This is a genomic window from Candidatus Zixiibacteriota bacterium (assembly GCA_034439475.1).
Lineage (GTDB): Bacteria > Zixibacteria > MSB-5A5 > GN15 > FEB-12 > JAWXAN01.
Genome location: JAWXAN010000042.1, coordinates 26,559 through 39,400, shown reverse-complemented (window position 1 = coordinate 39,400; position 12,842 = coordinate 26,559). Strand labels below are relative to the sequence as shown.

At 47.7% G+C, this 12,842-nt stretch carries 10 protein-coding genes; 5 read left to right on the top strand and 5 right to left on the bottom strand.

The features are described 5' to 3' along the window. Positions 1 to 8: 8 nt before the first annotated feature. Together SGI97_05855 and SGI97_05850 are read right to left on the bottom strand one after the other, a co-directional pair. Positions 9 to 2,741 (bottom strand): hypothetical protein, encoded by a 2,733-nt coding sequence (locus tag SGI97_05855; protein ID MDZ4723410.1) that lies wholly within the window; start codon positions 2,739 to 2,741, stop codon positions 9 to 11. After that, positions 2,741 to 5,416: a TonB-dependent receptor gene (locus SGI97_05850; protein MDZ4723409.1), complete on the bottom strand. Its 2,676-nt coding sequence runs from the start codon at positions 5,414 to 5,416 to the stop codon at positions 2,741 to 2,743. Before SGI97_05850 ends, SGI97_05855 begins: the two co-directional genes overlap by 1 nt. Before the next feature lie 244 nt (positions 5,417 to 5,660). On the opposite strand from SGI97_05850, the gene SGI97_05845 reads away from it, so the two are divergent. The 5 genes from SGI97_05845 to SGI97_05825 are packed head-to-tail and all read left to right on the top strand — an operon-like array spanning position 5,661 to position 10,786. After that, positions 5,661 to 6,659, top strand: a complete 999-nt coding sequence (locus tag SGI97_05845; GenBank protein ID MDZ4723408.1) for an ABC transporter substrate binding protein — start codon at positions 5,661 to 5,663, stop codon at positions 6,657 to 6,659. After that, positions 6,656 to 8,320: an ATP-binding protein gene (locus SGI97_05840; protein ID MDZ4723407.1), complete on the top strand. Its 1,665-nt coding sequence runs from the start codon at positions 6,656 to 6,658 to the stop codon at positions 8,318 to 8,320. The genes SGI97_05845 and SGI97_05840 overlap by 4 nt, the downstream gene beginning before the upstream one ends. Before the next feature lie 27 nt (positions 8,321 to 8,347). Beyond that, the gene (locus SGI97_05835; GenBank protein MDZ4723406.1) at positions 8,348 to 8,722 is read left to right on the top strand and encodes a response regulator; all 375 of its coding nucleotides are present in this window, start codon (positions 8,348 to 8,350) and stop codon (positions 8,720 to 8,722) included. A 4-nt stretch (positions 8,723 to 8,726) separates the two neighbouring features. Next, on the top strand, positions 8,727 to 9,095 hold the full coding sequence (locus tag SGI97_05830; GenBank protein MDZ4723405.1) for a response regulator: 369 nt from the start codon (positions 8,727 to 8,729) through the stop codon (positions 9,093 to 9,095). A gap of 17 nt (positions 9,096 to 9,112) precedes the next feature. After that, the gene (locus SGI97_05825) at positions 9,113 to 10,786 is read left to right on the top strand and encodes a response regulator (GenBank protein MDZ4723404.1); all 1,674 of its coding nucleotides are present in this window, start codon (positions 9,113 to 9,115) and stop codon (positions 10,784 to 10,786) included. Here the strand turns inward: SGI97_05825 and pyrE are convergent. The 3 genes from pyrE to SGI97_05810 all read right to left on the bottom strand — a co-directional run bounded on the left by pyrE (position 10,783) and on the right by SGI97_05810 (position 12,776). Then, complete coding sequence (pyrE, locus tag SGI97_05820; GenBank protein MDZ4723403.1) at positions 10,783 to 11,355, bottom strand: orotate phosphoribosyltransferase; 573 nt, start codon at positions 11,353 to 11,355, stop codon at positions 10,783 to 10,785. The two genes, SGI97_05825 and pyrE, sit on opposite strands and share 4 nt — an antisense overlap. A 7-nt stretch (positions 11,356 to 11,362) precedes the next feature. Then, positions 11,363 to 11,734, bottom strand: a complete 372-nt coding sequence (gene acpS / locus SGI97_05815; protein ID MDZ4723402.1) for a holo-ACP synthase — start codon at positions 11,732 to 11,734, stop codon at positions 11,363 to 11,365. A gap of 382 nt (positions 11,735 to 12,116) precedes the next feature. Then, on the bottom strand, positions 12,117 to 12,776 hold the full coding sequence (locus tag SGI97_05810; GenBank protein ID MDZ4723401.1) for a hypothetical protein: 660 nt from the start codon (positions 12,774 to 12,776) through the stop codon (positions 12,117 to 12,119). Between the last annotated feature and the right edge of the window lie 66 nt (positions 12,777 to 12,842).

The following is a 12,842-nucleotide window of genomic DNA, read 5'->3' as shown; positions in this document are numbered from 1 at the left end:
CATCTCCTCTATTTTATGACGGCGAAGCGTCCGATTTTTGTTCCGTAGGGTGATTCGACATGATAAATATATGTTCCAGAAGCGACTTGTCTGCTGTCGCTCGATTGTAGATTCCACCGCGCAACGCCATCGCCGCCCGTGTTTTCGATAGTCTGTACCAGATCTCCTGCAAGTGTATAGATTCGAACCGTGCAGACATTCGGCAATTTCTGGAATTCCAAAATGCTCTCCCCTTCGCGGAATTCGACAGGCGCATAGTGCACATAGTAGGGATTGGGCACGACTTTGATGTCTTTGAGGGAGGCTGCCGCTGCCGCTGCACTTACTCCGTCGGCCCGGAAAACGAAGACGTCGTCGGGACCATTTAGCGGCGCCCCTTCAATGGTGAAGATATCGCCAGTGGACGGACTGTAGGCGTTTTCATCGAAGCCTAACAACCATGAATAATAATAAGGGAAGGCATCAGCGGTCAGGTCACCGGTTGGACTATACGGATAATCGACGACCGCGATCAGGTCAAAGGTGTTCCAGACCCCGTCATCGTCGAAATCGTAGACGGCGCACGAGACTCTCTGGTTTGTTGTGACGTTCCAGATTTCAAACGGCACGGTATAATTGCCGGCGGGAGACCAATAATGAAGCAATGATGGCGCAATTGTGGAATCGCCGGTGTAGCGAAATTCGTACGTGGCACGGAATGGCGCGTCACCCCAAACATCGTTAGGATCTCCGGTCAAGGCTTGAATGGCTATTCCATAAAATGTTTCGACGACCAGATTGTTGCCCCCTCCGCCGATTGTGGTCTGTCCATAGCTTCTGGGCTCGTGATCTCCATTTGTCACCACAACACGAAGGCCTTCAGCGACGTCATATAATCCCGGATCGCCCGAGGTTCGATCTTGGTTAGCAAGAACGGTATCACCTGTCGTCTCATTGATGAGATGCCAATTAGTCTTTTGTTCTGTATCCTGGAATACAACGCGATAGTCGCTTCCCTGAAGGACATCGCGGTCAAAGACGATAGGTAAAACAGAGCCAACTGACGGTTCGTCGGTGCCGGTGTACAGATGGCTAACGGTGCCTGCGGCTTCGTAAAAACCAGCAGGGTTGTTTCTTGGGGTTACTGCGATAACGTTTGATACCTGGCCGGCAACACCAAAACCGGACTGCAGCTTGTCGACGCCTATCGCAGAGGCTCCGGTATCGCATGAGGCCAGACAATACCAGTACTCAACCCCATTGTTAAGCGCAGTATCTATGAAACTTCGTTGTATTGGATCACCCGGGGAATTTACCTCAAATGTGGCAAGGGTTTTATAGTCGAGATCGAGACAACTGTTATTGGTCACATAAATTTTCTCGCCCCAGGTCTCGCCGCGATCTTCGCTTCGGTAGAGCTTGTAACCTGAGAAATCGTTTTCTCCACTGAGCGGGTCTATGCCGACTTCGGATGTGTCAGTCCAACTAAGATATACTTTGCGGTCGCTGGCATTGGCGGTGAGTTTCGGTGTATTAGGGGGCTGGGGCCCGACAAAATAGTTGTCATAGAGTTGTTGGGCGAGATCGGCATTGTCTCTAAGATCCTCCTCGTCCTCTCCGGCTATGAGGGCGTACACGACACGAACCGTTTTGCCGGCATCGAGTTGGATGCCGCGGGTACACTGAATATATAACTGATCGGTCGGTGGCTGTGGCGAATCAAACTGTGTCGAGTTGATAAAGGCGTAGCGTCCGGGATCATCCCGCGGAATCAACGCCCAGTCCTCGTTGCGGAACGACGTCATACCGATATTATCGGGCGTTTCGAGGTATTTTGTGCCCATGAAACCAGTGCGAACAGTGGGACCCCAACCCGGGTCTTTACCGATGCGGTCGTATGTCCAGGCTAGATTCTCTGTAGAATCGAAGCCGACCAGATCCTCGAGCCGTCCGTTTTCGCCGCTTCCATCCGGCCCGCCGACATCGATATCGGCATACAATCCAAAAACAAAATCGGCATAATTTGTGGCCGATGTGTTCGTTATCTCCAATATGACAAACACGAAGTCTTCATTGTAACAATAATTCCACTGAAGTACTGTGTGGGTCATTTCGAGTCCCAGAATAGAACTCCCGGTTGCGGCATCGTTGAAACGGTAGTGAGAGACCTGCAGCGCAGTCGGACCGCCGGGTTCAATAGTGCTTGTAATGGGATTGTAGTTCTTGGAATAATCCCATCCGGTTGAATCATTCCAGAGTCTCCAGCCGCGAGCCGGATTATTTCTGCCCAAGCCAACTGTATCTGTGGGGTCATAATCGTAATAGCGGGTGGTGTCGGTCGACAGAAGAATCTTATTTGCATTGTTTCCCGCTATTATCGAAGGAATGGCCTGAAAGTCTTCATAGGCATCTGCCACTACGGTATCGCCATTGGCTGTGATGGCTCCCATCCAGTAAAATAGTTCGCCGATATAGCTATTACCCGAATTGCGCGGCCATTCGCCTGACGGGAGATTCGAATATTCGTATCCACCGACATAACCCCAGTTATCGATCGTGGTGACGATGTTTCCCATGTTGTGAATAATTTGATCGATAGTGCCCGGGGCAGGTGTCCGCTCCGGTCCATTGGGTATGATGCCTGAGTTCGGGGCATACGGAGGTTTGGCAGCAACCGGATAAGACAGCGCCGCAAAAGCAACGCACACCAGTGAGATACGTACCATATTTTTCATAATTTGAGCTATCATTTGTCTGGACATTAGAAACTCCATTGGAAACCCGAGCGAATTGTGCGCGGGGCAGAGAAGTTCTGCGGATCATGGTCATACAGTTTATTAGCGCTATCAACGTCTTCTTCAGAGAGTGAAACGGAACTGCCGGGGGCGATATTGTCGTCGGTGGCAAGTCCCGAACGTGTATAGACATTGATGACATTTTTACGGTTGAAGAGGTTGTCGACTTCGATAAAGAAGGTCAACACGTCGCTCGCATATCCAAAAGCAAAGTCCTTATTGAAGCGCATGTCGACATTAATGACCGCGGGCATCCGACCTTCATTCCGTTCTCCCAAACGCTCGCCTCGGCTGTCTGTTTTGGTGTAGGGCTGTCCTGAGCCATAGCGGCCAATCATATTGATTCCCCAGGCCCCGGGCAGTTTCAAACCGAATAAGCTGGCATCCCAGTTAGCCGGCACTCTATAATCTCCGAAGACCGAGAGCGTGTGACGCTGGTCAAAGTCAAGCGCGTATTCTGTCAGAGGCGGAAGGGTGTCTGTGCTGGATGTCAGGAAGGAATAGTACGGATCAAGAGCATTCGAACCGCTTCCTTTGGCGTTCATATATCCATACGAGATGGATCCGCTAAAGTGACTATTGCCGGGTAGGCGCTCCAAGGATATATCAAGACCGGTTACGGTTCCATAGTCTGAATTGAGAAATCCGGTACTTTTTGTTCCTGCGCCCCCCGCCCCCTTATAGACGGTTCGTGTTGTCACTAAATCTGTGATATCCTTGTAGTAGGCGGCGAGATCGACTTTCAGGCCGGGAGCAAGGATATGGTTCAATCCAAGTTCGTATGAAGTTGTCCGCTCCGGTTTCAGGTCCGGGTTGCCAAGAAGCGGCAAGCCTCCTGTAAGGTCGCCTTCGAGGTTGAAGTAGAGATGCCTGTATTGCGGCATCTGATAATAGAGGCCGTAATTGAAATGCATTACCGATTTATCTGAGATTGGGAATGACACGCCGAGACGGGGCGAAATATCCGATTTCGGGCTGGCTTTCTTATACGTGGGCGTACTACCCGGTGTGATATTGTAGGAAATATCGGTGTTATGATAATCATACCGTAAGCCCAGATTCATTACAAAATCGGCGTATTCGAGTTTGTCCTCGAGAAACCATGACGCGTAAACTGGTCTGGATGTATACATCTCGGCGTATGGTTTGGCATTGTAAAACTGTCTGAAGTCCCTGGTGACATTATATCTGCGATAATCAAGACCTGTCTTAACCTGGTTAGTGGTTGAAATTTGACGGACTAAACTTGTGTTCAGCGCATTATAGTTGGCTTGGCGGAAACTATAGGTGGGGTCAAAGCGATCTCCGTTGGCGAACCCGACGGCTTCCTGTGGATCGGTGAAGTTTAATTGATTGATATAATTGCGATCATGCAACGTTCCATTATACAAGCCGTTGGCATTCTCTGAGTAGCCGGGCCATAGGCTCCAATGTTGACCCAAGAGATGTCCTGGGGATGTCAATGTTCGGGTCGAGAAGAGGCTCGCGCTGAGCGACCAGATTGTCGCCGAGTTGATGAAGAAGTTGCTAGATAGGCCGGCGAGGTATCCACGTTTTTCAAAGAGCGGCAAACCATCGAGATTAAAATCAAACGAAGCGCCATTGACATCGCGGTGGGTATAGACGCCGCCATCTGATGTTGAATAGGTCAGATGTCCTCTAATTTTGGTGCGACTTGTGGGCTGCATTGCAAGTTTGAGGGTTCCGGTATATCCAATATTCCATTCATGGGGAAGATAACCGACATCACGGAGGTATTCTCCGGCGCTAAAGAAGGTGTAACGGTGATTATCCATGCCTGGAATCGGTCCCGACAGATCAAAGCTGGTCGAGCGGTTTCCTATTCTATGCAGGCCTCCCCATTTGGCGGTCGTTACATCATAGGGATGGGTTGCGCCTTCGTATGCGCGGAGACTTCCCTTATATATCGAAGCCCCTTCGCGGGTTACTGCATTGACGATACCGGACTGGGCATCGCCATATTCCGCTCCGAAACCTCCGCTGGTGAGCGATAACTCTTCCAGAGTTGCCGGAATAACTCGTATTCCGATGTCTGAGATAAATGGGTCCTGAACAGAAAAGCCGTCAAAATAATAATTTATCTGACCGGTGCGGCCGCCACGGATGTGGAGATCATTATTGCGATCTACGACGACTCCTGAGTAGTTCGATAGCACTGATTGAATGGTCACTATATTAGGAAGATTTTTCAGTCGATCAGCGGTGTAGATTACTCGGGATGAAGTCAAGTCTCGCTGAATAATCGGCTCGGAGGCATAAACGATCATCTCTCTATTTAAATCGACTGCAACACCGAAGAGCGTGAAATCAACCGGCGTAGTGAGATCGACAAGAACTCGGACTTCTTTTTTGGTAAACGATGCAAATCCCACATAAGAAACAACGACATCGTATTTGCCGATTGGGACATTGAGAAAGAAATACTCTCCATCTTCATCGGTTTCCATTACTAAGTTGGTCCCGGCAATCTTGACTGATGCTCCGACCAGCGGTTGGTTCGATTTTGCATCCTCAACGACACCGGAAATCTTGCCGCTGACAGCGGCCTCTGTAGGCACAGATGCTAACGCGCAAAAGATACCCACAACGAGTAGTGTGGCGGGCATTCGAAACGTTTTCAAGAACGACTCCATCTTTGTTATTGCACGGTCTTCGGGCATTTTTTAATTCTTTGTATTCTATTTATCCTTTATGGCTATCTCAGGTATCGGCTGAGTAAAATAAAACTTAACAGCCAATCCCATTTTTTCCATCGCGCAAACGTCTAAAGAATCGCAGTCGGCCTGAAGTTTTCGGCTCTACACCCGATACATAGAGAGAGCAGGTAAAACAATGATATATCCTTAAGACGTACGTTACGACAGAGTGACAAACAGCCCAATCGGATTCAACAAGCGCGTCGGCCGCTCTTTATGGCATGGCGCATTGCGTGTCGTTATTGCTACAACGATGCTTCTTGGTGTGTGCGCATTCGCAGCTCAGGCTAAATCTAAAAAAATCCTGGTACTGACCACCGACAGTCTGACTGCCACGACACGAACCATCTCCGGACTTACCACCACCATCCGTCAACAATATCCTGAAGCGATATTCTCGCTGTATCGTTTAACGAGCGCCGGACTGATGACGCAGTCAAGCATGGATTCCCTTTTGGAATTCAATCCTTCTGTTATTGTCACGGTTGGAAGCGATGCCACGAAAGTTGCGCAAAGAGAGTTCTCCGGCGTGCCGTTGGTTTTTTCGTCTGTGCTATATCCTGAACTGTCAGGCTTTGTGTCAGATAAGTTTCAGCCTAAAGATAATATTACCGGCGCCTCTCTGGATATCTCGATCGATATTCAGTTTTGGAATTTCAAGAAAATCATTCCCAAGCTCAAAAAGATCGGTGTATTGTACACTTCCAATACGGCGTCATTAATACCTCGCGCACAACGAGCCGCTGCGGATTCAGGACTGACGCTGGTTGCTATCCAAATCAACAATGAAAAGGAACTGCCTGGGGCCATAGATTCTCTTACGAAAACCTGTCAAGGTATTTGGTCGCTTGCCGATCCCAACCTCTTCACCCCGCAATCGACCAAATATATTCTTTTGCACTCTATGAAAAAGAATATCCCGGTTATGGGATTCAGTCGAAATGTCGTCGAATCAGGCGCCCTCTTTGCCCTGGATTTCGATTATAAAGCCATCGGCCGCCAGACTGGCATAATTGTCAACGCTATCCTTGGCGGAGGCAAACCTTCAGGAATAGCAGTGACTTCGCCTGATGTAATCTGGTTTCACTATAATGAGCGGACCGCCCAGTATATGCAAATTACGATTCCTCCTGATCTTGTCGCTGTCGCCAAGGAGGTATACCGATGAATTGGCGGCGCCTGAGCGAATTCCAGATGAATCTGCGGGAAAAGTTTGTCATCCCCATTGCGGGGCTGGTCGTGATCAGCATGACCGTGCTCAGCACATACCTCATCCAGAAGCAAACCGATGGTTTTAACAGTGAGCTTGAAGTCAGCGGAAAGACTATGATGACGATGATTGCAATTAATGCCGAAAGCGGCGTACTGTTTGAGTCGCGCTACGAACTTGCTGATCTGCTTGCTGTCCTGAAACGCTTTGAGTCGGTTCAGTATGCCATTATAACTAACAAGGATGGAGATATACTTGCGACCGTCGGCATCAAGCATCCGACTGTCTCCAATGGAACATGGCAGAGCACAAAAGCTGACACCACTGAAATGCCGCCTACGCTATGGGTAGATTCGACCGGGAAGGAACTTCTGGTGTTGATGTCGCCTATCTCCACGGATAAGCACACACTCAATCGCGAGAATCTTGGTGTCACGGGCGGCTTGGATCAGGGCTTATCTTATAAGAAAGAACGAGAAGTGATCGGACATGTCGAACTTGGTCTCTCGGTCGCGCATGTGCGTGCGCTTACTAATGAAGCTACGATAACTGTGATTCTCCTGACATTGCTGGTTGTACTGTTAACGATAGCAACGATCACCTATATCGTAAACGCCATCACCAAACCAGTCACAGAACTTGTAGCTGTGACCGATCAAGTCAGCCGGGGGGATTTGGGCCGTCGAGTTGAGATTGTCCAAAAAGATGAGATCGGACATTTGGCTGTCACATTCAATAAAATGATTGAGTCCTTACAACAATCTCGGGCTGAAATCGAGCAGTACAATAAGACCCTTGAAGAGAAAATAATCGAGCGCACCGGCCAGCTTGAGGATGCCCAAACCCAGCTTATCCAGTCAGAAAAAATGAGCGCCATCGGCCAACTGGCGGCAGGAGTTGCGCATGAACTCAATAATCCCCTTGGGGGCATTCTTGGCTACGCGCAATTCACTCTTGAAAAGCTCCAGAAGCAGGCTCCGGAAAAGATTACGGGACGTGAAATCGAAAGCTATGTTCGTTATGTTTCAGATATAGAAGTACAGGCACGCAGGTGCAAAACGATCGTGCAGAATCTGCTTCGTTTCTCGCGGTCCTCACGGACTGTCGATTTTGAAGATACGGATGCCAACAAAGCCATCGAAGAGACCATTTCCTTTATTGAACACCAACTCCATATAAATCAGATGGAGTTGGCGGTAGATTTCTCCCCTAATCTACCCATCATCAATGGAAATGCCGGTCAGCTTCAGCAGGTGTTCACGAATCTCATTATAAACGCCATGCATGCATCAAAACCCGGCTCGGTTATTCGGGTGATCTCACGGTCCTCACCGGCACTCGGGGAATTTGGAGGCGCGGTTGAGATTTGTATAATAGATAATGGAAGCGGGATTGCGAAGGAAAACCTGAAACGCATCTTTGAGCCATTTTTCACCACCAAAGAAATCGGCAAAGGAACTGGTCTGGGTCTTTCTGTCAGCTACGGCATAATTAAAGACCACGGAGGAGAAATCACTGTTTCTTCCATTTTAGGTCAAGGGACGACGTTTACAATCGTGCTACCGGTTCAGAAGAATGCGCAAAAAGCCGATATTGAGACAGAGAAGATAGTCGGATAACTCTAAAGCATTGGAAGACCGAAACAGATGAGTTCCGCAGTCAAGCAATCAATCTTAATCGTAGATGACGAAGAAATCATCAGGGATTTCCTCTCTGAAGTTCTGGAAGATTATGAAGTAAGCGTGGCCAGCGACGGCGATGAGGCAATCGAAAAACTCAATGCCCGTAAATTCGATCTGGTTATCACTGATTTACGGATGCCCCGGGTGCCAGGTGAAGAAGTTGTGAAGGCTGCAAGAGAAAAAAACCCGAACGCCAAAGTAATTGTTATTTCTGGATATTCCAGTCTATATACGGTAAGCCAGTCGGTCAACAACGGAGCCTTCGGATTTCTGTCCAAACCCTTTAGTATTAAAGAGTTGATGAAGACGGTCACATCGGCGCTCGAGGCTAAGGATTAAACCGATGGCAAAAATACTCATTATCGATGATTCTGCCATTATAAGAAAATTGTTGGCTGACTTTCTTACTGATTCAGGCCATAAAGTTCACTGCTCAGCCACCGCCCATGAGGGAATTACCGAGGCAACCACAAAACAGTTTGACCTTTGTATTTGTGACTTGCATCTGCCCAAAACGACCGGATACGATGTGTTGACGGCAGTACTCAAGAAAAAACCGCTCATGCGATTTTTATTCACCGATTCGATGCCCGATCAAATTGCTGAACAGATAAATGGAGTAGGCGACTATAACTGCATTCGCAAACCATTTGAACTAGACCAGCTTCGATCAATATTAGATAATATTCTCAAACCGGTAAAAAGCCACTAAATACTATAGAGCCTGTCATGTTGCATATCCTCGTTGTCGATGACGAAGCCATTGTCCTTTCGCTGGTACGCGACGCGCTCGAGGACGAGGGATATCATGTTCAGACTTTCACCCGCGGCCAGGATGCGCTCGACTCGCTCACATTTGAACCGGCCGACTTGCTTTTAACAGATATCCGAATGCCGGGCATCACCGGCATAGAATTGGTCAAGGCAGCTCGGAACATTCGGCCAGATCTGGCCGTAATTTTCATGACCGGATACGCCAATCTCAGTTCAGCAAAAGACGCCATCAAGCACGGGGCTTCGGATTACATCATGAAGCCGTTTGAATTATCTGAAATCCGTCAAGCGGTCAGGCAGGCCCTTGCCAGCAAGGCCAAAAACGCGACGCGCAGCTCTGATCAGGAATTGACGAAGCTCACCGACCTAAGCGATATGCTCTTTGCCTCCTCGGATATAGAAGCGGTTCTGGCCTCGACGCTCAAATTTGCAGTTATGCACCACCAAGCCCAGCATGGCAGTATTATCACCTGCCATCCAAAGCATTCGGCACTTTTGAGTTTGACCGCAAGCAAAGGCAAAATCTTAGAATCTGCTTTGAACAGCGAAGCAGTCAACACAGCAGTTCTTGAGCTTGAAAAACATCACAGCCAGGAAACAATGATTCTCACAGCCCTCAGTGATCATCCCTTTTGGAGCAATTATCGCAGACTCACTTCAGGCTCTGAAGCTGAACCGGCTTGGAGCGAGGCGGTGACGTCCAAACAGATACTTGTGCTACCCGTTGCCGTCGGAGAACGATACTACGGCTGGCTCATGCTAGCTGTCCCCGATGACTCAAGCAAGGGGAAACAATCAGACACCAAATTTCTCTCGTTTCTTGTAAGGCAGCTCGGCGTAACGCTTGAAAATCTTTTCCTGCTTGAAGATACACAGGAAGCATATACCAAATTGAAAGAAATGCAAGATCAGACCATAGATCTGGAGAAGATGGCCACACGTGGCGCAATGTCAGCCGAGATTGGCCATGAAATGAATAACTTCCTCGGTGTAATAGCCGGGAACCTCTCCCTGCTTGCCCTTCATATCAAGAAAAAGAACTATGATACCCTTCAAAAGCATGCCATAGCTATCAATAAGACTATAGATAAGATGACTGTTTTTACAAGTCATCTCATGGATTTGACCTCAATCTCTTCAAAGAAAGAAATGCTCTATTTCGACAGGGCGCTGAGCGAAGTCATCGAGTATCTCAAACCTCAACGCCGGTTCCGCGATGTTCAACTTAACATTTCAATCATCTCGAAAGATATACCGATCGACGCCGACGCCACTCAGTTACAGCAACTGCTCTATAACTTATTTAATAATGCCGCAGATGCTCTCGCTGGTAGCTCACCTAAAATCATAGACGTCGAATTGCAATGCGAACCAAAACAAAATCGCTTTTCTTTTATTATGAAAGATAATGGCTCCGGATTCGACGCGGATAATATCACCAAAGCATTCAATGAAAAGTTCACGACCAAACCTCATGGCCACGGTTTCGGATTGGTTGTGTGTAAGAGAATAATAGAAAATCATGGCGGGAAAATTCAGATCGATTCAGCTATTGATATAGGCACGACCATCCGGTTGGACTTTCCTGTCAAAAACCAAACCGAAATCCCTCAACTGATCTCACACTAAAACTGCCTGCTTCCCCTCTGGGTCAATGCCTGACTTTCGGCGCACAAGGGACACTCTTCAACCGACCAGCTTTGGGCGCTGACCGAGGCTAATGGGAAAAACGGATAGTCAAACTTCACAGCGCCGCCAGAGCGATCCAGAAGCATTCCAATGCCAACAATATTGGCGCCATAGGAATTCACAAGCGCGATAACTTCGTTAATCGATGTTCCTGTCGTTAGGACGTCGTCGACGATGGCTACAAGTTGTCCCTTTTCAAGTGAGAATCCTCTTTTAAACTCGCGCCCCTTTTCTCCGGCCTCGGCATACAGCGATTCAATCCCTAAATAGCGCGCGACATCATAGGCAATAATTATTCCGCCCGTGGTCGGCCCCACAATAGCGCTCGGCTTGAACGGTCTTAGCCGCTCGGCCATCGCTTCACAAATCTTTGTGCAGATGGTCGGATTTTTCAAGAGAGTAAATTTTTCGTAATAAACATCGGAGTGACGCCCCGATGTCAGTTTAAAGTGCCCGGTAAGAAGAGCTTCGGAATCTTTGAATAGTTTGAGTATATCAGAGTCCTGCATTTTTTTCTTATTCCTCTGTGAAGATTGCCACTGCAACCGCAGTTTTTTTCTCATGAGCTATAGATAAGTGACACTGCGTCCGTCCAAGCTTTTTTTTGAGCGCATCAGTCAATTGGAGCACGGGACGTCCGGTTGAGTCATTGAGAATTTGAATATCCCTCCATGCCGGGCGCTGTTTGAGATATATTCCCAAACCTTTGATGACCGCTTCTTTCGCGGCGAACCGGCCAGCAAGATAATTCTGTCGGTCAATCCGGCTACTGTAATACGAAATCTCAATCGGACCAAGAATTCGCTTAGCAAATTTATTGCCGAAGCGGTCTAACAGACGCACAATTCGTTCGCTATCTACAATATCAAGTCCTATGGCTGATATCATTTCACTCCACTGATTGATGTTTTATCCGCGTTCCAAAATATTACAAATATATTTCATTTGCAATTGATGAAATATATTTGATTGCATGATAGGATTGTGTATATTAGATATAGATGTTTGGGGAGAGACAAGTCATTTGAAAACCTCTTACACCTGAATTATGAAGGTCGTTTCTTCGTTGCTGCGTAGACGCCGTGAACCGAATAATGAAAATTATTTGATAGCGAATACAAAACGCGAGAAGTGATTATAAAAACCCTTTACCGTGAGGTATCGGGAGTGTTTTCAAATCGCAAATCTCTCTCCAGCAAATTTAGCCCGTCATACCAATGGCGGGTTTTTTATGCGGTGTAAAAAAATGAGATGAACATAAGGAGTCGAGTTAGGTACGCTTTAAAAGGTCAATGCCGTCTTCGATTGCCGCGCGGAATGCCTTTTCAAAATTAACAGGCTCACTTGGCTGTTGAACAACGACAAAAAAGCATTCCGTACTCGCAGAAATATAATACAGCAGATCACGTTCGACTTCATATACACCATGTACCCGTTCACTCAAGAATCCGGATCGACGAGCAAAGAGCTCAATGACTTCGTTGATATTCTTAAAGATTTGTGGAAAGAGCTTTTTGAAATTTTTTTCGTGTAGACCGCTGCCGATGAAATTGCCGTCCACATCAAGCCGGAACACTTTTTGTACTCCAGTAATAGCAGTCAACCGATCAATGTAGGAAAGTTTCGGTGCCCTAGCGGAGAGCGAAGAAACATTGGTTTTTGTCGGAAGGAATGAGCCATTCTGAATAATAGAAATTACCGCGCTGTGCTGTTTTTTTAGGCTTGTTTCAGCTTCCTGTTGTTCTTCAAACGTGCTGATTGGCTGATCGATACTCCTTTCCACTTTATGAAGCACCTGACCGGATTTAAGAACAGTGGTGGTGATGCGCGGACTCGGGCGAGCTGCGTACTCGGTTTGCACCTGAAGTGAGACCTCGCCCCGCTTGACTAGCGAGGTTCTGCCTGCGGGAATGAAGCTACCTGAATCCATTGTATTCCAGCGTTCTTGCTATTTACTCGTTTGCTAATACGGCAGACAGTCCGCCGTTATCTTTTA